The following is a 24,299-nucleotide window of genomic DNA, read 5'->3' on the forward strand; positions in this document are numbered from 1 at the left end:
TCCGAGTCTACGTGCGCGCGGGCGCGCTCAGGCTGACGAACGCCTCACTCATGACGGTACGGCCCGCGCGAAGGGCGCGAGCCGTACCGGACGACACCAGTGCCGGGCCGGAAGAGAGCGGCCCGTACGGGCGGTCAGCCCACGTGGACGGGGGCGTCCTCGACCTTGCGGCCCGCCTTGACGAACAGGCCCAGGATGGCCGCGACGACGGCCACCGCCACGGCCACGCCGAAGCCGAAGTGCATGCCGTCGAGGAAGGACAGGTGCGCGGCCTGCGTGATCGCGTCCGCGACGGGCTTGGCGGCCCCCGGCGGCACGGGCGCCACGCCGAGCGCGACGAGGTCCTTCATCGCGTCGACCTGGGCGCCGGTGGCCGGCATCTTGACGTCGGCCAGGTGGCCGGGCAGGACGTCCGCCACCTTGGCGGTGATCAGCGCGCCGAGCACGGCGGTGCCGAGCGAGCCGCCCACCTGCATGGCGGACTGCTGCATGCCTCCGGCGACGCCGCTGAGCTCCACCGGCGAGTTGCCGACGATGACCTCGGTGGCTCCCACCATGACCGGCGACAGGCCGAAGGCGAGCAGCGCGAACGGGATCGCGGTGTCCACGTACCCGGCGTCGATCCCGAGGCGGGAAAGCAGGAACATCGAGGTGGCGGTGATGAGCATGCCCGCGGCGATGGGCACCCTCGGGCCGAACTTGCTCAGCGCGAAGCCGGCCAGGGGCGAGGCGACGATCATGCCGGCGCTCATCGGGAGCATGCGCATGCCCGACTCCAGAGGGGACAGGCCGTGCACGCCCTGGAAGAAGAACGTGAGGAAGAACATCGCGCCGAACATCGAGAAGGCCATGAGCACCATCAACGCGGTGCCGATGGACACCGAGGCGTTGTGGAACAGGCTGAGCGGCAGCAGCGGCTCGGCCGCCTTGCGCTGCCAGAAGACGAAGGCGGCGCCAAGGACCACGGCGCCGGCGACGAACGCGATCGTCTTGGCGTCCCCCCAGCCGTAGCCCGGCGCCTTGATGATCGCCCACACCAGGCAGAACATGGCCCCCGACAGCAGGACCACGCCCGGAATGTCGATCTTCGACAGCGACTCGGCCTTGCTCTCCTTGATCACCCACAGGCCGACGATCAGCGCGACGATGCCGACCGGCACGTTGATGAAGAAGACCGACTGCCAGCTGACGTTCTCCACCAGCAGGCCGCCGACGATGGGGCCCGCGGCGCTCGACACGCCGATCGCCGCACCCCAGATGCCGATCGCCATGTTGAGCCGCTCGGCCGGGAACGCCGCGCGGAGCAGGGCGAGCGCGGCCGGCTGGAGCAGCGCGCCGAACAGGCCCTGGAGCACGCGCAGGGCGATCAGCACGCCGATGGACGAGGTGAGGCCGATGGCCAGCGAGGTGAGGGCGAAACCGGCGATGCCGACGATGAAGACCCTCTTGTGCCCGAAGAGGTCACCGAGCTTGCCCGCGGTGATGAGAAAGACGGCCAGCGCGAGCAGGTAACCGCTGGTGATCCACTGAAGGTCCGAGAGCGATGCCCCCAGGTCCTTGCCGATCACCGGGTTGGCGATGGCGACGACGGTGCCGTCGAGCATTACCATGATCACGCCTAAAGCGACCGCGAGCAGCGTCAGCCACGGATGGCCGTGGCCACGTCGAGCCGTCGCGTCTGGTGGCGCGGCCAGCGCTTGTGCCATGGAAAGGTCCCCCTGTTTCGATGAGTGGTCAGCAACCGGTAATTTATGTCAGTCCATGACAGATGACAAACTCTTTTATACGACAGATGGTGACTTGTGGCAGAATGTGAAGTGAACGTTTCTAGGAGGTGTCCGGCATGGGTCTTCGGGAGCGCAAGAAGCACCAGACCCGGCTGGCTCTGACCGACGCCGCCTTCGATCTGTTCCTGGCCCAGGGATACGAAGCCACCACCGTCGACCAGATCGCCGCGGCCGTGGACGTCTCACCGCGCACGTTCTTCCGCTACTTCGGCAGCAAGGAGGACCTCGCGCTCGACTTCACCGTCGAGTACAACGAACTCATCACCGCCGCCCTCGCGGCCCGGCCCGACGACGAGCCCCCGCTGGCGGCCCTCGTTCAGTCCTTCCGCGAGTTCATCCACACGATGGAGAGGACCGCCGAGGAGGACACCGAGCGGTTCCTCAAGCACAGGCAGGTGATCGACGGGAACCCCGCACTGCTGGCCACGAGCTTCGCCCGCATGTCCGAGACCGAGAAGCTGCTCACGGTCGAGATGGCCCGTCGCCAGGGTACGGATCCGGCGACCGACCCGCGACCCCGCCTGCTTGTGGGCTTCATCACATCGGCGATCCGCGTCGGCTTCGAGTGCTCGGTCGGCGGGGCCGCCCACCTCGCCACCCTGGTCGCCAACGTCGACAGGGCCCTGACCCTCGCCGAGCGCGCGCTGCGCCCCGGCTGGGATCAGTTGAGCTTGGGGTCGTCCGGGCAGGTCGCCACGAAGGCCAGCTCGCCGGGCTGACGGCGCAGCACCGACCGCCAAAGGTTCGAGGGCCGCGAGTCGAAGGTGTCACCGGGCTCGGCCTCCACGACGTACCACGAGCCCTCGCGGATCTCGGCCTCCAGCTGGCCGGCCGTCCAGCCCGCGTACCCCGCGAAGATGCGCATCTGCGTGATCTCACCGGCGAGGATCTCGGGGGGAGCGTCCAGGTCGACCGTGCCGAGTTTGGAGACCGCCGAGGTGCCCGCGTGCAGCCTTCGCCACCCGAGAGGCTCCTCCCCGCTCGGCACCGAGGCCAGGGCCAGCGCGCTGTCGGTCTGGACAGGGCCCCCCTCGAAGAGCACAGGGGGCCCGCTCACGAGCGAGTCCCACGATGGGAGCACCTGGGTCACGGTGACCTCGCTCGGCCGGTTGAGCATGACGCCGAGGGTCCCTCCGTCTTCGTCGTGTTCGAGCACCAACACGACACCGCGCCGGAAATTCGGATCGTCCAGCAGTGGCGTCGCCACCAGCAGCCCGCCGACGTAGATCGCCTCCGCCATGCATCCATCATGACGCGTGATGCCCCAAACGCGCGCCTGACCCCCATGAGAGACGGCTTTCACCTTGCCTTATGTTACTCATGGCGATCAAGTGGGAACTCTCCGTGTCAGAGATCACCCGCTGGAGGATCAGTTTGCGGAATCCGCGCCGCGCAGAGAGCCGCGAAGCGAAGGGAGGGCCCGAATGACCCGCCTGATACTGGTGGCGCTGATGGCGGTCGGCGCCGCCGTCGGCGTCCCCGCGGCCCGCACCTCACACGCCGCCGGCACAGCCGGGGACGACCGTGACGGGGGCGACGGGCGCGTCGACGTCGCCGTCTCCCGGGTCGAGTGTCCCGCGAGCAGGGCCAACGTCGTCATGACCGCCCCGCGCGACCACGGCACCGTGGAGTACTCCGTCTACCGGGGCAACACCCTGGTGCGCAACGGCCTGCTGTGGCCGGGCGTCGAGCGCACCATCCCCGTCTACGTCGAACCGCGCTCCACCGAGCGCATCGGGGTCACCCTGGCCGACCAGGGCACCACGAGGTACCAGGTCTGGTCGCGCTGTGAGACCGGCGAGGAGTCCTACGGCGAGTACCGCGAGTCGGTCTACAGCGAGAGCAGCGGGGACAGCGACGAGCGGCAGAGCGGCGAGCAGCATCACAACAGCCTTCGCGCCCACAGGTACAACCCTCTGCTCCGCGGGCAGCAGGCCCGCCACCTGCCCTACACCGGGCCGCCCGCCGATCTGTACGGCAAGATGGCGACCGCCGTGGGCCTGGTGGTCTTCGGCGGCATGCTGTGGTGGGTCGGCATGATCTGGCCGCGCCGCACGCCCGCCGAGCCGCTCATGCGCCCGCGCTCGCCGTACGGCCGGCGCCGCCACCCCGAGCTGTAAGGGGGGCACGGCACCGGTCCTACGCCTCCGTGCCTACGCCTCCGTGAAGCCCCGCACCTTGCCGCCGGCGGACTCCCGGACCGCCGCCGCGACCGCGCCCGCGACGTCGGGGTGGAAGACGCTCGGGATGATGTAGTTCGGCCCGAGCTCCTCCACCGACACGACGTTCGCCAGGGCGTTGGCCGCGGCCAGCAGCATGGCCTCGGTGACCATGCGCGACTGCGCGTCGAGCAGGCCGCGGAAGACGCCGGGGAAGGCCAGCACGTTGTTGATCTGGTTCGGGTAGTCGGACCGGCCGGTGGCGACCACCGCCGCGTGCTCCCTGGCGTCGTCGGGCGACACCTCGGGCTCGGGGTTGGCCAGCGCGAAGACCACCGCCCTGTCGGCCATGGTGGCGATGTCGTCGCCGTTGAGGATGCCCGGGGCCGAGACGCCGATGAACACGTCGGCGCCCTTCACCGCGCCCCGCACGTCACCGCCGTACCCCTCGGCGTTGGTGTTCTCGGCGATCCAGCGCAGCGAGTCGTCGAGGTCGTCGCGGCCCTTGTGGACCGCGCCCAGGTAGTCGCAGACGACGACGTTGCGCGCCCCCGCCGCCAGCAGCAGTCGCAGCACGGCCGTGCCCGCGGCTCCGGCCCCTGCCATCGCGATCTTCACATCGGGCAGCGCCTTGCCGACGACCCGCAGCGCGTTCGTCAGGGCGGCCAGCACGCAGATGGCCGTGCCGTGCTGGTCGTCGTGGAAGACGGGGATGTCGAGCAGGTCGCGCAACCGGCGTTCGATCTCGAAGCACCGCGGCGCCGAGATGTCCTCAAGGTTGATGCCGCCGAAGCCGGGCGCGATGCAGCGGACGACCTCCACGATGGTGTCGACGTCCTGCGTGTCCAGGCAGAGCGGCCAGGCGTCGATGCCCGCGAACCGCTTGAACAGGGCGGCCTTGCCCTCCATGACGGGCAGCGCCGCCGCCGGCCCGATGTTGCCGAGGCCGAGCACGGCGGACCCGTCGGTGACCACCGCGACAGTGTTGCGCTTGATGGTCAGGCGGCGGGCGTCCTCGGGGTTGCGGGCGATGGCCAGCGAGACCCGCGCCACACCCGGCGTGTACGCCATGGACAGCTCGTCACGGTTGCGCAGCGGCACCTTGGACTGCATCTCGATCTTGCCGCCGAGGTGCATGAGGAAGGTGCGGTCACTGACCTTGTGCAGGATGACGCCGTCGACGGCGTCGAGGCTGTCGACGATCGCCTGCGCGTGGTCGGTGTCCTTGGCCGCACACGTGACGTCGATGCGCAGCTTCTCGTGACCGGCATTGGTCACGTCGAGGGCGGTCACCACGCCGCCTGCGTTCTCTACCGCGTGGGTGAGCTGGCTGACGGCCTTGCCGCCCGCCGGCACCTCCAGACGGACGGTGATCGAGTACGACACGCTCGGCACGGTGGCCACGTCAATCCGCTCCTTTGCGGGTGCTTGTGGTCGCGCTCGCTCGGGTGCTCGATGTCGCGCATCCGGCTCGCCTGCTCCATATCGGGGATATCCATCGTGCCAGACCCGGCCGGGAGCTTCCGCCGTCCCGCGACAAAGGATCACAGTTCAGGCCCCCGCGGTGCGCGGCAGTGGCTCCCGTGCCCCGATGGGGCACGGGAGCCGTCGCATGCCGGAAGGAGTGCCCGGGTCAGAAAAGGGCGCTGGCGAGACCCCGGCGGGCCTTGGCGACGGAGGGGTCCCCGGCGGGGAGCGCGTCGAACAGGTCGAGCAGGCGACGGCGTACGCGGTCGCGGTCGTCGCCCGAGGTGCGGCGGACGAGCTGGACGAGCCGGTCGAACGCCTCGTCGACCCTGCCGCCGAGCATCTCGACGTCGGCCGCCTGGGTCTGCGCCTCGACGTCGGCAGGGCTCTCGGCGGCCCGGCGCATCACGGTGTCGGGGTCGAGGCCCTGGGTGCGGCGCACGAGCCCCACCCCGGCCAGGCCGATCTTGGCGTCGGGGTCGGCGGGGGCGCGGGCGAGCAGGCGTTCGTAGGCGGCGGCCGCGGCGTCGAGGTCGCCCTCGTCGATGGCCTTCTCGGCCGCGAGCAGGTCGGGGTCGGCCGCCGGCTGGGCCGGCTGGGCCTCCTGGCCCTCGGGCGCCTCCCCCTCGGGTGGGAGGTACTGCGCGAGCGCCTGCAGCAACTGGTCGAGCCATTGCCGCACCTGCGCCTCGGGGAGCGCGCCCTGGAAGCCGGTCACCGCCTGGCCCTGGAAGACGGCCAGCACGGTCGGGAGGCTCTGCACCTGCAGCGCGCCGCTGATCTGGGGGCTCGCGTCGACGTCGACCTTGGCGAGCACCCACCTGCCTGCCGCCTCGGCGGCGAGCTTCTCAAGGATCGGGCTGAGCTGCTTGCACGGCTCGCACCAGGTGGCCCACAGGTCGAGGACCACCGGGACGCGCATGGAGCGCTCGATCACCTCCGTGGCGAAGGTCTCGTCGGTGACGTCGATCACCACGGCGCCGCCCGGCGTGGCCGGGGCGCCTCCTGAAGCCGCCTGCGCCGCGGCCGCCTCACGACGGGCCTGGGCTTCCAGTGCCTGCTTGCGCGCGCCGAGGTCCACAGCCCCCTGCAACGATGCCGGTCGAGTGAAGTCCGCTGGGCTCATAGTCCAATCCTGCCGCATCCCGCGCGTGCTCCGGGTCGCGACGGTGCCACACGGGCTTGCGATCAAAATGTCACGCTTTGATCGCAAATTCGCCTGAATTTGCGGTTCGTCGGTGTGATCGCGAACGATTGGGCTCGCAAGGGTTCAACTCACATGGAGGTACGCGTGAGACGCGTCTTCGTCGTCACCGCGGCTGCAGCCGTGATCGCCGCGACAGCGGCAGTTCCGGCACAGGCCGTACCGGCACAGGCTGTCCGAACGACAGCCAGTCCCACGGCCACGACCGAGTTCGTCGTACTTTATAAGGAAGGGGTTGCCGCCGCGGACGCCCAGAGGGCGATCGAGGCGGCAGGGGGGACCGTCGTCAAGGTGAACACGGCCGTCGGCCTCGCCACGGTCACCACCGCGAACGAAGGATTCTTATCCGCGATCAAGGACAACCCCGTCATCGACGGCGTCGCCCGTGACCGCTCGATCGGGGGCGTTCCCAACGCCGGCCGGAAGGGCTTGAGCACAGGCACGTCCAGCCAGACGAGAGACGTCGGACTGGAGGTCCGCGAAAAGGGCGCCGTCAAGCGGGGCCGTAGCACCACCGCCGAGCCGCTCTCGGACCTTCAGTGGGACATGAAGCAGATCCACGCCGACGAGGCCCACAAGTACGAGCAGGGTGACCGCAGGGTGCTGGTCGGCATCCTCGACACCGGCGTCGACGGCTCGCACCCCGACATCGCCCCGAACTTCAGCCGATCCCTCAGCCGCAACTTCACCGTCGACATCCCCTACGACGCCAACGGAGACGTGCTCGACGGCCCCTGCGAGGAAGATCCCGACGGGTCCTGCTTCGACCCGAACGACGTGGACGAGGACGGGCACGGCACCCACCAGGCCGCCTCGGTCGCCGCGCCGATCAACAAGCTCGGCATCTCGGGCGTGGCGCCCAAGGTCACGATCGTGAACCTGCGCGTCGCCGGGGACGCGGGCTTCTTCTTCCTGCAGCCCACCGTGGACGCGCTCACCTACGCGGGCGACATCGGCGTCGACGTGGTCAACATGAGCTACTACCTCGACCCGTGGCTGTTCCACTGCACCGACAACCCCGCCGACTCGCCCGAGAACCGGCTGGAGCAGGCGACCATCATCAAGGCCACGCAGCGCGCCCTGAACTACGCCCACCGGCACGGCGTCACCCTGGTGTCCGGCGCGGGCAACATCGCCGCGGACTTCACCAAGGACTTCGTCGACACCCTCAGCCCGACGCCCCCCATGGTGCCCGGCCGGGCCCCCTACACACGCGACATCCCGGCGAGCTGCACGCAGCTGCCGAGCGAGGGCGAGCACGTGATCGCGGTGTCCGCGACCGGCGTCACCAAGCGCAAGGCCTACTACTCCAACTACGGCAACGGCTACATCGACCTGGCCGCCCCCGGCGGTGACGTCTACGACACCGCCGACAACAAGCGCGACCTCACCCTGGGGGTGCTGTCGGCCTATCCCAAGTCCGTCGCCATCGCCAACGGCGAGATCGACGCCGACGGGAACCCGACCGTGAACTACGTGGTCAAGGACTGCGCGGGCGCCACGTGCGGGTACTACGTGTACATGTCGGGCACCTCGGCGTCCTCGCCCCGCGTGGCCGGCGTCGCCGCGCTGATCGTCAGCAAGTACGGGCACCGCGACGGGCGGAACGGCATCACGCTCGACCCCGACACCGTCGAGCGGATCCTCACGTCCACGGCCGTCAAGACGCCCTGCCCGAACCCGGCCGCCTTCACCTACACCCGCCACCTGCAGAGCGGAGCCACCGTCACGACCACCCACACCTGTGAGGGGACCGCTTCGTCCAACGGCTTCTACGGCAAGGGCATCGTCGACGCCCTGCGCGCCGTCAGAGGATAACCGGCCTCAGCACGATCAAGGGGACCCGTCCCGCGAGGGGCGGGTCCCCTTCTCATTCGCGCCCACCGGTCCTCGTGCGACGCGAAGTCGCCCGCCGCCACCCTCATCGTGCGCATCCGGCGCGTGCTCATGGTCGCGACCGTGCCACACGGGCCTGCCATCGATATGTCACGCCTTTGTCGCAAATTCCCACGGAACTGTGATGCGGAGCAGTTATCGCGAACGATGGGCTCGGCAGGAATTCAGCTCACTTGGAGGTGGGTGTGAGACGCGTCTTCGTCGTCACCGCCGCTGCAGCCGTGATCGCCGCGACCGTGGCGCTTCCGGCACAGGCTGTCCGAACGACGGCCGACCCTGCGGCCGCGACAGGGTACGTCGTACTTTTCAAGGAAGGAGCCGCCGCTGAGGACGCCCAGAAGGCGATCAGGGCCGCAGGTGGAACCGTCGTCAAGGTGAACACGGCCGTCGGCCTCGCCACGGTCACCACGACGAACGCCGGCTTCATCTCAGCGATCAAGGACAACGCCGCGATCGACGGCGTGGCCCGCGACCGGATCATCGGCAGCGTCCCGAAGGCCGCGAAGACGGCGTTCGGAGCCCGGGCCACCGACCAGGCGAAGGCCGTCGAGAAGGAGGGCCGCGAGCACGGAGCCGTCAAGCGGGGCCGCAGCACCAAGGCCGAGCCGCTCTCGGACCTTCAGTGGGACATGAAGCAGATCCACGCCGAGGAGGCCCACAAGTACGAGAAGGGTGACTCCAAGGTGCTGGTCGGCATCCTCGACACCGGCGTCGACGGCTCGCACCCCGACATCGCCCCGAACTTCAGCCATTCCCTCAGCCGCAACTTCACCGTCGACGTCCCCTTCGACGCCAACGGAGACGTGGTCGACGGGCCGTGCGAGGAGGAGCCCGACCAGTCCTGCAACGACCCGAACGACGTGGACGAGGGCGGGCACGGCACCCACGTGGCCTCCTCGATCGCCTCGCCGATCAACAAGCTCGGCATCTCGGGCGTCGCCCCCGGCGTGACCCTGGTGAACCTGCGCGCCGGCCAGGACTCGGGCTACTTCTTCCTGCAGCCCACCGTGGACGCGCTCACCTACGCGGGCGACATCGGCGTCGACGTGGTCAACATGAGCTACTACATCGACCCGTGGCTGTTCAACTGCACCGACAACCCCGCCGACTCGCCCGACAGCCGGCTGGAGCAGGCGACCATCATCAAGGCGACCCAGCGCGCCCTGAACTACGCCCACCGGCACGGCGTCACCCTGGTGGCCGCCGCGGGCAACCAGGCCGCCGACTACACCAAGGACTACCTCGACACCTCCAGCCCCGACTTCGCCAGTGTGCCCGGCCAGGCCCCGTACAGCCGGACCATCCCGCCGAGCTGCGTGTCCATGCCCACCGAGGGTGAGCATGTGATCTCGGTGTCCGCCACCGGCATCAGCAAGCGCAAGGCCTACTACTCCAGCTACGGAAACGGCTTCGTCGACATCGCCTCCCCCGGCGGGGACGTCTACGACACCCCGGACAACACGCGCGACATCACCAAGGCCACCCTGTCGGCCTATCCCAAGTCTCTCGCCATCGCCAACGGCGAGATCGACGCCGACGGGAACCCGACCGTGAACTACGTGGTCAAGGACTGCGCCGGCACGACCTGCGCGTACTACCAGTACCTGCAGGGCACCTCGATGGCCTCGCCCCGCGCGGCCGGCGTCGCGGCGCTGATCGTCAGCAAGTACGGGCACCGCGACGGGCGGAACGGCAAGACGCTCGACCCCGACACCGTCGAGGCGATCATGAAGGGCACGGCCACCAAGACGTCCTGCCCGAACCCGCCCGCCTACACCTACACCCGCATCCTGCCCACCGGCCCGACCGTCACGGCCACCCACACCTGTGAGGGGACCACGCCGTCCAACGGCTTCTACGGCAAGGGCATCGTCGACGCCCTGCGCGCCGTGCGCCTGTGACCCGGCTCAATCCGGTACGGAGGGACCCATCCCCGCGGGGGGTGGGTCCCTTCCGGTGTTGAGGAGCCGCGCCGGACCGGGGTCATTCGGGGGCGGGCTCGAAGTCGCCGGCGGCCACCCTGATTGTCCGCATGAGGCCGAACATGTCGGCGAGGTCGGCCTCGCCGTACATCGTCATGCAGAAGTCGGCGGCCATGAGGTCGGCGGTCGCCCGGCTCACCGCCTCGCGCCCCTTGTCGGTGATCTCGGCGAGCACCCCGCGCCCGTCTTTCGGGTTGCGCATGCGGCGGACGAGCCCCGCGCGCTCCAGGCGGTCGACGGTGTTGGTCACGCTCGTCGGATGCACCATGAGCCGCTCGCCGATGCGCGACAGGGGCAGCGCGCCCGTCTTGCTGAACGTCAGCAGCACCAGCGCCTCGTAGCGGGCGAACGTCAAGTCATGCGGTCTGAGCAGCGTGTCCAGTTGCCCGAGCAGGATCTGGTGCGCTCTCATGATCGATGTGACGGCCGCCATGGCAGATGACGGCCCGAAACGGACACGCCACGTTTCGGCGGCGCGCTCAATGGGGTCGAACGGCAAGTTAAGCGGCTTCGGTACACCGATGGACACAACGCTACGCTAGCGCCTGCCCCGAGCTCTGACGCAGGGTGACTGAGTCTCATGGGTTACCCAAGAAGCGGGACGACAAACATCACGCTCCGTTATGGTGTTCATGTCAAGAGGTGAGGCGCGGCAAAGCCTGGTCCAAAGCATGGGGAAAGCCGCGCCGTGCGACACGAGGCGCGGCTATGCGATCCCGTGGACGCACGGCGTGGCGGGTTGGATCGGGCACGGGGTGCCAGGGGGCCGGCACCAGTGCCGTCAGCGCCGCTCATCCAGGCACGGGGGGTCCTGAATGAAGATCATTAGTGCAGCCGCACGGGCGGCGTGGCCGTATTTCCGGCCCACGCGGGACCGTGCTTGAGCAGAGGGGCGTTTCACGCGAGGAGCTGAAGCACAGCGCGCTGGTGGCGGTAGGAATACTGCTCGCGCTGGGCCTGCTCGCCGCGTGGAGCGTCCTTGTCCCGGGCATTTCCGCATGGGAGAACATCGTCGTCGCGGTCATCGGCTCGCTCCGGCTGACCGGTCCCGTCGCCGCCGCGTTCGCCGCGTGGGTGGCGGTGCGCAAGCGGCGCGCGTTGCGCGGCAGGCTGCTCGGCACCTGGCAGGTGCTGAGAGCCCCGCTGGCGATCCTGGTGGTCGTCGTGGGGGCCTTCGGCGCGACCGTGACACTGCTGGCGATGAAGGCCGTCCTGACCGAGCAGGCGGGCCATCTGGCGCCCACCGGGCTCGCCGTGGGGGCCGCGGGTCTGGCCCTCTACGCGGTGATCGGGTGGGTCACGGGCTGGGCCCTGCCCTGGACCGGCACTCCACTGCTGGCGGGGGTCGCCTGCTACGGCCTGTTCACGCCGCTGGCCGGTGGCTCGGCCTGGGCGAGCCGGCTGGCGCCGAGCACGTCCGAGCCGTACGACCCGTTCGAGGGGCTGAGCCCGGCCGCCTTCGAGAACCAGACGCTGTGGCTTCTCGGCGTCACCTCCGCCATCCTGCTCACCTGGACCGCGATCGTGACCCGGCGCGTCCTCGCGCTGACAGGGGCGATGGTGGCGGTCCTCGTGGCGGGTGCGGGCATGGCCCGGCTGCTGAGCGAGCCGCAGGCCGTCGCGGCCACCGAGCCGATGGTCTACAGCTGCCAGGAGTGGCCGATCACGGTCTGCGTGCATCCGGGGATGCGCAGCGGGCTCACGGAGCTGGGCGCCACCTTCACCACGATCGCCGCCCGCCTGACCGGCACGCCCGGCGCGTTCGCACGCGTCGAGCAGCGTCCACGGGACGACGACGGCGTGCCCGGACCCGGCGTGGTGCCCATCCACGTCGACGACCTGTCGCCGGGGTTCGCCTCGCGGGCCGCGGCGGAGTTCGTGGAACGGCTCGCGAGCCCGTGCGGGGACGGCCCCGCGGGCGGCTACCGCGCCATCGTGACGGCCTGGCTGCGCGGGGAGCCGCTGCCCAGCGGCCCACTGCCGGGTCACCAGGCGGCGGCGGCGTGGTTCTCCGCGCTGACGGAGAGCCAGCGCCGCGACTGGCTGCGCATGTTCTACACCGACTTCGCCACCTGCCGGCTGAAGGCGTCGCACTTCGGAGGGGTGGCGACCCAGCCGCTCCCCCGTCCCATGACCCGGGGGAGCGGCGGGCCTGCGACCTCCCCACCGGGAGACCAGACGGCCGGCGGCTACCCCGCCCAGTCCCCCGTCCCCGGCTCCCCCTACCCCACGATGCCAGGCCCTTCCGGGCCTCCGTCCGCGACCACATCCGGTCCCGGTACGTCCGATCCCGATACGTCCGGTCCAGGTACGTCCGGTCCCGGGGAGGAGCCGGCCACCGACGCCGGTGCGGGAACCGGCCGGCACTGGCGCCGGCCCGCCGGCCGTCCCGGCCCGGTGATCGCCCCGGGCGGGCGGGAGAGCTCCGCGATGGCCCCGGGCCGGCGCGGACTCGGCCTGCTGGGCCATCACCACAGGGGGCTGGCTCTCGGGTGCCACGCGGACTCCCGTTCCCGTACATGATGTGAGAAGACGCTCATCTCGGGAAGGAGAGTGCCCGTGAACCGCCAGACGTCGACCCCCCAGACGGCGGCGGCCGCGGAACCGGCTCGGCCCCGGTCCCGACGCGGCTGGCGCTACCTCGCGGGCTTCCTCACACTGCTGGTCCTCCTCTTCGTGGGCGCGAGGCTGACCTGGTCCTATCTCAACCCCTTCGGCGAGACGACGGTCGACCGCAGCCAGCCGGTGCTGCTCCAGTCGATCCAGAACATGAGCCGCTTCCAGGCCGCCAGCGGCAACTTCCAGGTCATCGTCGACCTGGAGAAGGACGCCGCCTTCCTGCCGGACGCCATCAAGGGCTCGCGCACCCTGTTCGTCGGCGCCGGCAGCGTGGACGCGTACGTCGACTTCTCCGCGATGGGCAAGGACGCGCTCACCGTCTCCCCCGACCGCACCGAGGTCACCGTACGGCTGCCGCGCGCGCAACTGGAGAAGACCAACCTCGACAACAAGAGATCCTACGTCTACGCCCAGGAGCGCGGCATCCTCGACCGCGTCCAGGGCATGCTGTCGAACTCCCCGCAGAACCAGCAGGAGCTCTACGTCCTGGCCGAACAGAAGATCGCCGAAGCCGCCCAGGCCAGCGACCTCCGCAACCGCGCCGACCAGAACACCAAGCTCATGCTCGAAGGCATGCTCAAATCCCTCGGCTTCAAGAAAGTGACGGTGAAGTTCGCCGACGAGCCCTGAGCCAACCTCGGAAGCGCACCGATCGCCCCTCCTGCGGGGCCCGCTGTGCTTCCTGCTTGAGTCCGTCGATCTTCGCGTCCTTGATGAACCCCTGGAGGCCCTCCGCGCGCTGGACCGCCGACAGCGGCCTCCGGCTCTCAGCCGGTCGCGCCACGGAGGATCTTCATGAAGGCGCGCATCCACGCCGGGTGGTCGGGCCAGGCACGTCCGGTGACGAGGTTGCCGTCCACGTGAGCCTCGCTGTCGACGAAGGTCGCGCCCGCCTGCTCGACATCCGGGGCACACGCCGGGTAGGCACTGGTCTCCCGCCCTTTCAGCACACCCGCCGCCGCCAGCACGATCGGCCCGTGGCACAGCGCCGCGATCGGCTTGCCGCTGCCCGCGAAGTGCCTGACGATCTCCAGGCAGTCGCGGTCGTTGCGGATGTACTCCGGCGCGCGTCCCCCTGGTACGACCAGCGCCACGTACTGCTCCGGGTCGACGTCCGCGAACGCGATGTCGGCCGCCCACGTGTGTCCCGGCTTCTCGGTGTAGGTGTCGAAGCCCTCGACGAAGTCGTGGACCACGAACTGGAGCTTCTTGGCGCTCGGAGCGGCGATGTCCACCTCGTACCCCTCCTCCAGTAGCCGCTGGTAGGGGTACATCACCTCCAGGTCCTCCGCCGCGTCACCTGTGACGATCAGCACCTTCGCCATCGTGTAACACCTCCGCGATCCGTGTCGCCTCGATCCTGACCATTCACGCGGCCGGGGTCAACGGCGAAGACGCAAGGCGTGTCCCTCGCGTCAGGGCCGCCGGCGGGTGTGCGGTCGTGGACGATGGTGCAGGTGCTGCGCATGTCCCTGTCATGGGCGGTCCTCACCGAGGCGTCGCTGAGCTTCCTCGGTGCCATGGCCCGCCTCGTCGCGAGCAGCGGCCGGCTTCGGGTCGCACTCGGAGAACAGTCATGAGAATCCTCGGAATGATTTCCGGCACGTCCCACGACGGCATCGACGCGGCCCTGGTCGGCTTCGGCGAGGCCGGCGGCACGCTCAGAGGGGTGGTCGAGTACACGGCGAGCACGCCCTACCCGGCCGAGCTCCGCGCCCGCCTCATCGAGGCGCTCCCCCCGGCGGCGACGACCCTGGCCGAGATGTGCGAGCTCGACACCCTCATCGGGCAGAGCTTCGCCGAGGCCGCCGCCACGGCGATCGCGGAAGCCGGTGCGGTCGACCTCATCGTCTCCCACGGCCAGACCGTGTTCCATTGGGTCGAAGGCGCGCACGCCCTCGGCACCCTGCAGATCGGCCAGCCCGCCTGGATCGCCGAGCGCACGGGGACGCCGGTGCTCTCTGACGTGCGCATCCGCGACATCACGGCCGGCGGCCACGGCGCTCCGCTGGTCTCCCTGCTCGACGCCCTCCTGCTCGCGGGCCACGAGGGCACCGCCGCCGCGCTCAACCTGGGCGGCATCGCGAACATGACGCTGGTGCGCGGCGCCGGCGACCTCGTCGCCCACGACATCGGCCCCGCGAACGCGCTCATCGACGCCGTCGTGGTGGGCTACGGGCTCAGCGAGCCCGGGTTCGACGAGGGTGGGCGGATCGCCGCCTCGGGAACGGTCGACGAGCGCCTTCTCACCGTCCTGCTCGACGACCCCTACTACCGGCGGCCCGCCCCCAAGAGCACGGGCAAGGAACTCTTCCACCTGGCCTACGTCGAGGACGCGATGGCGAGGGCCGGCAGCAGGCCCGGCGCGGCCGACCTCGTGGCGACCCTCACCGAGCTCACCGTGCGTACGGTCGCGGGCGACCTGACGGCGGGCGGCGCGGACCTCGTCGTCGCCTCCGGGGGCGGGTGCCGCAACCCGGTGCTGATGGACGGCCTGCGCCACGCCCTTCCCGGCGTGACCGTCGCGCTCTCGGACGCGTACGGCGCCCCCGCCGACGACAAGGAGGCGATCGCCTTCGCCCTCATCGGCTGGCACACCATGCACGGCCTGCCGGGAACCGTTCCCGCGGGTACGGGCGCACGGGCCGCCCGCGTGCTCGGCACTCTCACTCCGGGTGCGGGACCGCTCGTCCTTCCCGCCCCGGCCACCGAGGCTCCCGGCGCGCTCACGCTGACCCCTCGGCACACGGGGCAGGAGGCGGGAGCACCGGTTGCCTCGGTACGGAGGCCATCGGTCAGGCGGGGGCGGTGAAGGTGTAGGTGCCCGCGCCGAGTTGGAAGGTCGCCGCGCCGTCCGTGTAGCCCATCGGCGCCGCCTGAGGAGGTGCGGTCACCGCCGAGGACGACGGCGCCGGGACCCGGATGGCGGCGGTGGCGTTGGCCGGGATCTCCACCCGCAGCGTCAGCGTTCCACCGGTGATGGACCAGTCGCTCAGCGCCCTGCCGTACGGTGTGCGCAGGTCGGCCTTGCCGGAGGTGAGGCCGCCGCCCGGCCGGGGCGCGATGGTGATCCGGCGGTAGCCGGGATCGCGGGCATCGGGGCCGACGCCGCCCACCGAGCGGTACAGCCAGTCGCCCACCGAACCGAGACCGTAGTGGTTGAAGGAGTTCATGCCGGGATCCTGCAGGGAGCCGTCGGTCCGGATGCCGTCCCAGCGCTCCCAGATGGTGGTGGCGCCGCGGCTGTTCATGTAGCCCCAGCCGGGGTAGCCGGGCTGCAGCAGGACCTGGTAGGCGGTGTCGAGGTGGCCGTGGTCGGCCAGCACGGGCAGGAGGTTCTCGACGCCGAGGAAGCCCACGCTGAGGTGGCCGCCGCTCGCCGCCACCTTGGCCGCGAGCTTGTCGGCGACGGCCTGCACCCGGGCGTCGGGCACCAGGCCCAAGGCCAGCGCGAGGACGTAGCCGGTCTGGGTGTTCCCGGACACGGTGCCGTCCGCTGCCACGAACCTGCTGGTGAACGCCTGCGCCACCTGGTCGGCGAGCGTGCCGTACGTGGCGGCGTCCGAGGTCCGCCCGGTCGCGGCGGCCATCCGCGCGAGCAGCCGGGCGCTGTGGCCGAAGAACGCCGTGGAGATCAGATCGTTGGCGGTGTTGTCGTTGACGTTGAGCCAGTCGCCGTAGGTGTCCTGGTTGCGGATCAGGTCGGACCCCGCCGTGCTCCTGGAATAGTCGACCCAGCGCTTCATCGCGGTGAAGTGCTCGTCGACGACCCGCACGTCCCCGTAGCGCTGCCACACGGTGTACGGGACGATGACGCCCGCGTCCGCCCAGCCCGCCTTGCCCGCCCCGCAGCAGACGTCGGGCGCCACGTCGGTGAAGGCGCCGTCCGCGTGCTGGGCGTCGGCCAGGTCGTCGGCGAACTTGTCGAGCAGCCCGTACACGTCGAAGTTGAAGGTCGAGGTGGCGGCGAAGATGCCGATGTCGCCCGTCCAGCCCAGCCGCTCGTCACGCTGCGGGCAGTCGGTCGGGACCGAGAGCATGTTGGAGCGCGCTCCCCACAGGATGTTGTGCTGGAGCTGGTTGACCAGGGCGCTGGAGGAGGTGAAGGTTCCTGTCGCCTGGCCGCCGGTCCACGCGGCGAGCCCCGTGACGCTGGCGGTCGTGGGGGTGCCGGGGAAGCCGGTGAGCTCGACGTAGCGGTAACCGTGGACGGTGAACCTCGGCTCGTACACCTCGTCGGCGCCTGTCCCCGCGAGGGTGAAGCGGTCGGTCGCGCGGGCCGCGCGCAGGTTGGCGGTGTAGATGGTGCCGTCGGAGTTGAGCACCTCGGCGTGGCGCATCGTCACCGTGGCGCCCGCCGCTCCGCGCACGCGCAGCCGGTTCCAGCCCGCGAAGTTCTGTCCCAGGTCGAGGACCCACACGCCGGGCTTGGGCTGGGTCACCGACACCGGGGTGATGTTCGCCTGCACGGTGACGCCGGGATCGACGGCGGCGACGAGGCGCGGCTTGGCGCCGCCGCGTACCGTGACCGGGGCCCAACCGGCGTCGTTGTACCCGGCCGTGTCCCATCCCGCGCGGACGGCCCGCGCGTCGTACTCCTCGCCCTGGTAGAGGTCGTCCACGCTGATGGGGCTCGGCGCCGTGCGCCACGACGAGTCGGTGCGGACGGTCTGCGTGGTGCCGTCGGTGAAGCGCACGCGAAGCTGGGCGGAGTACGACGGCCGGCTGCCGTACTTCTGGCTTCCGGCGAAGCCTATGGAGCCGGAGTACCAGCCGTTGCCGAGCAGCGCGCCGAGGGCGTTGTCACCCTGACGCACCATGGAGGTCACGTCGTAGGTGCGGTAGGCCAGGCGCTTGTTGTAGTCGGTCCAGCCAGGTGCCAGCGCCTCGGTGCCGACCTTCGCCCCGTTGAGGCGGGTCTCGTGCAGGCCCAGAGCCGTGACCATCAGGCGCGCGGAGGCCACCGGCTTGCCGAGGGCGAACCCCTTGCGGAGGTACGGCGCGGGCTCCGCCACCATGACGTTCGAGCTCCACGGCCCGGAGCCGTAGGCGGCGGCGACACGGGCGGTGGGCCAGCCCGAGTCGTCGAACCCCGCGTCCTGCCAGCCGGACGGCGCGGTCTGCGCGGCCTTCCACCCGGCGTCGGTGACGAGTCTGGTCGTGCCCGCTCCCGCAACGTCGACCTCCAGCGCGGCGATCACCCCGGCCGGGGAGACGGTGGTGTTCTGCGCGGAGATCGCGAGGGTGTTGGCACCCGCACGCAGCCGGGCCGCGACGTCCACGACGGCCGCGGTCTTCCAGGAGTCGACGGCCCTCGGCGAGGAGCTGACCTGCGTTCCGTTCACCCACACGTCGGCGGTGTCGTCACCGGTGACGGTGAGCCTGGCCCGGGTGATCGTCCCGGCGGGCAGCGTGAGCACGCGCCTGAGGAACCGGGTGCCCAGGGGCGCGCTCGACGCCGGGTCACCCTCGGGGTACCAGATCCAGCTCGCCCCTGCCAGGGCGGGCGCGCCTGACGGAGCACCGACGAAGTCGGCCTGCCACTCGGCCGACGGGTCGAGCAGCCCGGTCTCGAACCAGGTGACCGGCCCCCAGCCACCGGCCCTGCCCTGGGTGTCCCAGACCCGCACCCGCCAGTAGTAACGCGTGCCGGACGCCAGCGCTCCGCCGGCGTAGACCGCGTCCACGGACCGGCCGGAGACCACCCGGCCGCTGTTCCAGACGTCACCGGTGCCGGACTGGGCGGCGGACTCCGTGGAGGCGACGATGATCTGGTACGCCGCCTGGACCTGCTCGCCCGAGCCTCCGGTGAGCTGCCACCCGAAGCGAGGGCCGGCCACGTCGATGCCGATGGGGGTGGGCCGCCGTTCGGCGGTGGGGGCGCCGACGGTCAGCGGCGAGGCCGCGGACAGGTCGGGAGCCGCCACACCGGTGCCCCAGGGAGCGGCTCCGTAGGTGCCGGAGACCGCCGCCGCGGGCCAGGACCCGTCGGCGAACCCCGGCTCGATCCAGCCGGGGGTGACCGTGCTCGCGGCCTTCCAGGCGCCGTCGGTGACCAGGTCGACCGTGCCTCCCGCGGTGGTCACCCTGAGCCTGGCGATCACGCCCGCCGGGCCCGCCGAGGTGTTGCGCGCCGCTATGGCGATCGTGTTCGCGCCGGCGCGTACGGCAGGCGCCAGGTCGACGTACAGCGCCTGCTGCCAGGAGTCGGTCCTGCGGGGCGAGCCGGCGAGCGGCACGCCGTTGAGCCAGACGTCGACCGTGTCGTCACCGGTGACCACGAGCTGGGCGTCGCCGACGGCGCCTGAGGGGACGGTGAAGGCGCGGCGCAGGTAGCGGGTGCCGGCCGGGGCGGACTGGCTCGGGCTCCCTTCGGGGTACCAGATCCAGGCCGCGCCCGACAGGTCGACGACGGCGGCGGCCTGGGCGGCCGTCGATCCTGCGGGGATGGGGCCGAGGAGCAACGCGACCAGGGCCAGGACGGCGGTCGCCAGCTTGCGTAGCCGGTGTGGACGAGCGGATGTGGGGGGCATGCCGACTCTCCTGGAGATCCGTGGGGGTACGGAACAGGTGGATCAGTGGCTGGTAAAACGGTTTAAGCAGAGGCGACCTTCGTGGACCGCCATGCCGGGACTCCGGCCCGCTGGGAAGAATGCCGGGGCTCCGGGCTCTGACGTCGCCTCGCGAACGCTGCCGTGGTGGGACCACGGCGCCGGCAGGTGAACACGCGCATGCTCGCCTTGCCGACCATGAGCCCTCCAGGGGCAGCCCACTCAAAAACGTTTTAATATCGAGAGGACGATAAAACAGCCGGCCCCGGCCGTCAATAGCGATTTGACGTCCGGTCCTGACCATCCGAAGACAGACGGTCGATTCCGCGAGCGGCCCGTTTCACCGCGCGCCTCGCACAACCCGGCGCCCTTGCCGGCCGGGCCAGGCCACGCTCGGCGTCGCGCCGGCGAGGCATCCGGGATGCCTGCCGCGTACGGGCGCCTACGCGGATGGGTTCCCCGTGCCCCAGAGGATCGGCGCCTGGTTACAAGAGCGATAGCGAAAGCCAGATGAGCCCCGGCACCCTGTAAGTAGCGATTTTTCCTGACTGGAGTTGATGACGCCGCCTGAAACCCCGACCCCGGGAGCGGGATCAAGGGCTCACGACTAGAAGCGGACAGCCAGAACATTCGGTCACTTTTGGGCATATTGGCATGGTTTCGATGACTTTCGACTGAGTGTCGTCGCTGCGCAATGGCACCGCCCGACCGGCCGCCATGCACGGCGACCTCCCTCACATATTGACAACTCGGTAAAGATCAGCACTCTCCCCTAAGTCATGATAAATCCGGCCTTAGCTGGTTCCCGAAGGGCATCGCCATCCACCGGAATGCCCATCGGAATCCAGGCGCGGAAATCCAATCATTTGATGGGGTTGAACCGTTCCAGAGCTGACATCATCGCCGTGCGCTCGTGCCCCCGCTCCGGCTCTGGAGGACACCGATGAAGAAGAGGCTGATCACCCTAGGCACCCTGATCGCACTGAGTCTCGTGACGGCACTGGTCGCCCCCGCGTCGGCGGCGCGGGCCTCGGCGGCGAAGGTCTTCCGGGGCCGGGCCACCGTGACCCTGGAGAGCTACGACTACTGCGGCAGCGGCGGCGGCCGCCTGACCGGCCGCACCTCCTACACGACCTCCGCGCAGTTCAGCACAGGCCCACGCAAGACCTACGGCGGCTACATCGAGCGCAACCCGTTCACCTGGCTGTTCTACATCGGGTCCATCGGCGCGACCGGATCGTTCCAGGTCGGGTCGGCGGCGGTGGCCCAGCCTCCGGGTGTGCTGCTCAACTACTGGACCAGCTCCTACAGCGGTGGCAGGTTCTCCGGACGTCTTGTGGCCTCGCACGCCGACAAGTCGACGACCTACAACACCTTCTTCGGCCAGCAGGATCTGATCCCCTGTCGTTCCGGCCTCGGGACCATCCCCATGGTCTACGCGCTCCAGACCGGCACCCGCATCAGCGGCACGATCGGGAGCAGCCGGGCCCGCCTGACGCTGACCGGCGCGACAAACGAGGGCTTCTATGCCTTCCGTGTCGACTTCTCGGGCTGACCTCACGCGGCGCGCCGTCCCGATGACCGGGGCGGCCCGCCGCGCACGAGGCGAACTCCCGGCGGCCGCGCCCCTCACGGGCGACCTCTCTTGACGGATTCACAAACGGACTCACACATGGCAGGCTCCCCCGACACCGTCGCCACCTGGTCCCGGCGCATCGCCGAGCGGGTCACCCCCGCGGAGGCCACGTCCGCCGAGCGGATCGCCGCCGCCTACCTCGCGGGAGGCAGGCGCCGCCGCGACCTGCTGCGGGCCGCGACGGGCGCGGAGCCCGGAGGCTTCGGCGGGGCTCTCGGCCCCGGCGAGCTCCCGGTCATCCTGGACGGCCTCCGCTACCTCGCCGACCACCTGCTCGGCCTCGCCTCCGGTCACCCGCTGGCCGAGTTGCTCGCGCTCCTGGTCCTGCGCGGGATCACGGGGGCCGCGTCGCAGGACGAGAACGCCGCCGAACCGGGGAGCCCGCCGCGAGAGGAGAACTCCGCCGGACCGGAGCTCGATCGCGTGATCGGGGCGTTCGGCGACCGCCTTCGAGCCCAGGGGGTCGCCCCCGACCGCGCCCGGGAGCTCACCTACGACACCCTCAAGCTGGTCTTCCAGCACGATCGCGACACGCCCGAGATCGAGGCGTTCCTCCGGGCTCTCGCGGGCAGCCCTCCCGCCGCGCCGCTGAGGGGCGGCCCGCCGCCCGTGCACCTTCCCGCCGTCCGTGGCGACTCCACCGGATGGATGCTGCCTCCCTGGCTCTGGTTCTACCTCCTCGGCGTCACCGCCCCATCCGTACCTGGGCTCGTGGAGGGCTTCCAGGCCGACACCGACGGCATGCCCGCGCTGGTCGCGGCCCTGGCCTCCGGTGCGCAGCGGGCGGCCGTCGCCCTGCTCACCGGAACGGGCCTCCTGGAGTTCTTCCCCGCCGCCCTCCTGTTCGCCGGCATCGCGGGCGTCCTGTTCCCCGGCCTGCGCGGGCGGTGGGCCGAGCGGCGGCACCACCTGGAGCCGAGCGGCGATCCGGTGATCGAGGAGATGTCCGCGTTCGTACGGCGCCACGCCTCCGCGATCGAGCTCCGGCTCGGCGAGCGCCACGATCGGACGGCCCGCGTCCACCCCGTCGGCCGGCGGGAGGCGCGTATCGCCGTCTATCCCCCTCTCCTGCGCCTGTGGCATGACGATCGGGAGGCGGCTCAGGCCGTACTGCTCCACGAGGTGGCCCACCTGCGGCAGGGCGACCATCTGATCGTCGGCCTCGCCGGCCCGTTCGGATGGTTCGTCCGGGTGTGGAGCGTGATCCTCCTCGCCCTCGTGGTGGTGGTGTCCGCGTTCTCGCTGCTCGCCGGGGGGTACGAAAGCTCCGCGTTGCTCGCCTCCCTGCTCCACGACGCGGCCTTGATCCCCATCGGGCTGATCCTTCCCGTGGCGGGTCTCTGGGTCGCCGAGCTCAGCGCCGACCGCTTCGCGCTGCACGAGGCGGGACCGGACGCGCTGCGCCGCGCCCTCGGCCCCGTACGAAGCCGTCGCCTGATCGGCAGGATCCTCGACGGCCTCACGCACCCGCCGCTTCGCCTGCGGCTGTGGGCCACCGGCCCGCGCCCCGGCGCCGCCGTCGCCCTCGCCGCCCTGTGGCCCGCCGCGGTGGTCGTCCGGATCGGCGCCATAGCGGTCTTCGCGCTGCTCACGTACCTGCTGACCGGGTACTCGCTCGGCGACGCGTTCGGCTCGGTGGCGCGCGATCTGCGGGCCGATCTGGCGTCCGCCCAGGCGACGCTGTTCGAGATGATCGTCCTGCTGGTCAACTGGCCGATTCTCGCGCCGTTGTGGATGAGGATCTGGACCTCCGTACGTACCGTCCGGCAGCGTTTCGCGCCCTATCTGCTGTCGGCTCTCATCCCGGGGGCCCTGGTGACAGGGGGTCTGACGGCGGGGGGCCCGTCGGCGGGAACGGTCGCGGGGGCCGTCCCCGCCGCCACGGGCGTGCCCCTCCCCACGGCGGGCGCACCCTCACCCCTACGGACCGGCCCGGTCGACGACCGCCCGTGGGACGGCCGTCCGCTCCCCGTCGAGATGCGGATCACGGCCTTCACCCCGCTCATCCAGCGGTCGGGGCCATCGGAGTGGAAGGGCATCGCGGCCGGCTGGCTCGGAAGCGGCGTATGGCGGGCCGAGCAGGACGGGCGGCTGACGTTCTCCACCCTGGCGAACCGTCCGGGCCTGCGACCGGGGGCGGGCCACTGGCTGCGCGCGGACGAAAGGATCACCTTCTGGCTGGCCGTCGAGCTGGACGTGCAGGGCGCGACCGTGACCACCGAGATCGGCGGCGACGTGGACCTCACCCGGAAGCCGGCCGTCATGAACGCCCAGTGGGCCCCCGCGAGCACGGACCTCGCCGCCCTCATGTCGGCCCCAGCTCTGGAGTTCACCGCCCCACTGGACCTCTCCACCACTCCCTAGCTCACCGGTGCGTGGATCCAGCACGGTTCGGAGAAGTCCTTGTCGGGGACCCTGGCGACGGTCCGCTCGAAGCGCCAGCCGGGGTCGCCCGCGAATGCCGTCTTCACCGAGCTGAGGTAGAGCCCCTCCGAGACGATCACGATGTGGTGGCCGGGAGCGCCGGCCAGGGCCGCCTTGGCCTCCGCGCAGTCGCGCAGCCGGTGCGCCCGTACCACCCCGTCGCCGCCGAACCCGTTGACCTCCGGGTAGACCATGTCCTCGTCCAGCGCGATCCGCACCCGCACCGCGTACTCGGGCCGCACGTGGCGGTTGGCCTCCGCCAGCTCGCTCGCCAGCTCGCGCAGGAACCGGCGGATCACCCTCGGCTCGTCGATGCCGGGGGGCATGACGATCAGGTGGCCGTCGCCCTGCTCCTGGCGGCCGCATTCGCCCGGGGCGACCTGCGTGGCGGAAAGGGCCAGGTCGAGGACCCGCACCAGGACGGCCTGCACCCTCCCCTGCTCGGCCGCGTCGCGTTTGCTGTACCCCTCGACGTCGACCGTGACGCACATGCGCCGGGCGCCACGGCGTGCGGGCGCCTCGCGGGCCGCCGGACCCGGCGGACCCGGCGGCGAGACCGCCGGGAAGGTGTCGT

General features: G+C 70.8%; 18 protein-coding genes. 10 read left to right on the forward strand and 8 right to left on the reverse strand.

Features of this window, described 5'->3' with window-relative positions:
- Positions 1-134: 134 nt before the first annotated feature.
- Positions 135-1,706: a DHA2 family efflux MFS transporter permease subunit gene (locus AB0B89_RS12420; RefSeq protein ID WP_358551530.1), complete on the reverse strand. Its 1,572-nt coding sequence runs from the start codon at positions 1,704-1,706 to the stop codon at positions 135-137.
- Positions 1,707-1,843: 137 nt separating this feature from the next.
- Here AB0B89_RS12420 and AB0B89_RS12425 point away from each other — a divergent pair, with 137 nt between their 5' ends.
- Entirely contained in the window at positions 1,844-2,506 is a 663-nt protein-coding gene (locus AB0B89_RS12425; RefSeq protein ID WP_358551532.1) for a TetR family transcriptional regulator, read from the forward strand.
- Here AB0B89_RS12425 and AB0B89_RS12430 read toward each other — a convergent pair.
- On the reverse strand, positions 2,449-3,027 hold the full coding sequence (locus AB0B89_RS12430; RefSeq protein WP_358551534.1) for a YqgE/AlgH family protein: 579 nt from the start codon (positions 3,025-3,027) through the stop codon (positions 2,449-2,451). The genes AB0B89_RS12425 and AB0B89_RS12430 overlap by 58 nt on opposite strands.
- A gap of 184 nt (positions 3,028-3,211) precedes the next feature.
- On the opposite strand from AB0B89_RS12430, the gene AB0B89_RS12435 reads away from it, so the two are divergent.
- The gene (locus tag AB0B89_RS12435; RefSeq protein WP_358551536.1) at positions 3,212-3,907 is read left to right on the forward strand and encodes a hypothetical protein; all 696 of its coding nucleotides are present in this window, start codon (positions 3,212-3,214) and stop codon (positions 3,905-3,907) included.
- Positions 3,908-3,940: 33 nt separating this feature from the next.
- Here the strand turns inward: AB0B89_RS12435 and AB0B89_RS12440 are convergent, their stop codons facing one another.
- The gene (locus AB0B89_RS12440) at positions 3,941-5,350 is read right to left on the reverse strand and encodes an NAD-dependent malic enzyme (protein ID WP_358551537.1); all 1,410 of its coding nucleotides are present in this window, start codon (positions 5,348-5,350) and stop codon (positions 3,941-3,943) included.
- Positions 5,351-5,579: 229 nt separating this feature from the next.
- Positions 5,580-6,539, reverse strand: a complete 960-nt coding sequence (locus AB0B89_RS12445; RefSeq protein ID WP_358551538.1) for a tetratricopeptide repeat protein — start codon at positions 6,537-6,539, stop codon at positions 5,580-5,582.
- 369 nt (positions 6,540-6,908) lie between these two features.
- Between AB0B89_RS12445 and AB0B89_RS12450 the strand changes: the two genes are divergently transcribed.
- Positions 6,909-8,435, forward strand: coding sequence for a S8 family serine peptidase (locus AB0B89_RS12450; RefSeq protein WP_358551540.1), 1,527 nt, complete (start codon positions 6,909-6,911; stop codon positions 8,433-8,435).
- 263 nt (positions 8,436-8,698) lie between these two features.
- Entirely contained in the window at positions 8,699-10,414 is a 1,716-nt protein-coding gene (locus AB0B89_RS12455; RefSeq protein ID WP_358551542.1) for a S8 family serine peptidase, read from the forward strand.
- 82 nt (positions 10,415-10,496) lie between these two features.
- Here the strand turns inward: AB0B89_RS12455 and AB0B89_RS12460 are convergent, their stop codons facing one another.
- Positions 10,497-10,928, reverse strand: coding sequence for a MarR family transcriptional regulator (locus AB0B89_RS12460; protein WP_358551544.1), 432 nt, complete (start codon positions 10,926-10,928; stop codon positions 10,497-10,499).
- Between the two features lie 443 nt (positions 10,929-11,371).
- Between AB0B89_RS12460 and AB0B89_RS12465 the strand changes: the two genes are divergently transcribed.
- Both AB0B89_RS12465 and AB0B89_RS12470 read left to right on the forward strand, forming a co-directional pair.
- Positions 11,372-13,018 carry a hypothetical protein gene (locus tag AB0B89_RS12465; RefSeq protein ID WP_358551546.1) on the forward strand — a complete coding sequence of 549 codons (1,647 nt, stop codon included), beginning with the start codon at positions 11,372-11,374 and terminating at the stop codon, positions 13,016-13,018.
- A gap of 36 nt (positions 13,019-13,054) precedes the next feature.
- Complete coding sequence (locus tag AB0B89_RS12470) at positions 13,055-13,744, forward strand: DUF4230 domain-containing protein (RefSeq protein WP_358551548.1); 690 nt, start codon at positions 13,055-13,057, stop codon at positions 13,742-13,744.
- A gap of 137 nt (positions 13,745-13,881) precedes the next feature.
- Here AB0B89_RS12470 and AB0B89_RS12475 read toward each other — a convergent pair whose 3' ends face one another.
- Positions 13,882-14,439, reverse strand: coding sequence for a DJ-1/PfpI family protein (locus tag AB0B89_RS12475; protein ID WP_358551550.1), 558 nt, complete (start codon positions 14,437-14,439; stop codon positions 13,882-13,884).
- Between the two features lie 78 nt (positions 14,440-14,517).
- Between AB0B89_RS12475 and AB0B89_RS12480 the strand changes: the two genes are divergently transcribed.
- Complete coding sequence (locus tag AB0B89_RS12480) at positions 14,518-14,694, forward strand: hypothetical protein (protein WP_358551552.1); 177 nt, start codon at positions 14,518-14,520, stop codon at positions 14,692-14,694.
- On the forward strand, positions 14,691-15,926 hold the full coding sequence (locus AB0B89_RS12485; protein WP_358551554.1) for an anhydro-N-acetylmuramic acid kinase: 1,236 nt from the start codon (positions 14,691-14,693) through the stop codon (positions 15,924-15,926). Before AB0B89_RS12480 ends, AB0B89_RS12485 begins: the two co-directional genes overlap by 4 nt.
- Here AB0B89_RS12485 and AB0B89_RS12490 read toward each other — a convergent pair.
- The gene (locus AB0B89_RS12490) at positions 15,910-19,647 is read right to left on the reverse strand and encodes a family 78 glycoside hydrolase catalytic domain (protein ID WP_358551556.1); all 3,738 of its coding nucleotides are present in this window, start codon (positions 19,645-19,647) and stop codon (positions 15,910-15,912) included. The genes AB0B89_RS12485 and AB0B89_RS12490 overlap by 17 nt on opposite strands.
- Before the next feature lie 961 nt (positions 19,648-20,608).
- Between AB0B89_RS12490 and AB0B89_RS12495 the strand changes: the two genes are divergently transcribed.
- Both AB0B89_RS12495 and AB0B89_RS12500 read left to right on the forward strand, forming a co-directional pair.
- Positions 20,609-21,220: a hypothetical protein gene (locus AB0B89_RS12495; protein ID WP_358551558.1), complete on the forward strand. Its 612-nt coding sequence runs from the start codon at positions 20,609-20,611 to the stop codon at positions 21,218-21,220.
- Positions 21,221-21,337: 117 nt separating this feature from the next.
- Positions 21,338-23,665: a M48 family metalloprotease gene (locus AB0B89_RS12500; protein ID WP_358551560.1), complete on the forward strand. Its 2,328-nt coding sequence runs from the start codon at positions 21,338-21,340 to the stop codon at positions 23,663-23,665.
- On the opposite strand, the gene AB0B89_RS12505 is transcribed toward AB0B89_RS12500, so the two are convergent.
- The coding region (locus AB0B89_RS12505; protein ID WP_358551562.1) for a hypothetical protein at positions 23,662-24,299 on the reverse strand (638 nt) is incomplete at its 5' end. The two genes, AB0B89_RS12500 and AB0B89_RS12505, sit on opposite strands and share 4 nt — an antisense overlap.

It is taken from the genome of Sphaerisporangium sp. NPDC049002 (genome assembly GCF_040649355.1).
Classification (GTDB): Bacteria; Actinomycetota; Actinomycetes; order Streptosporangiales; family Streptosporangiaceae; genus Sphaerisporangium.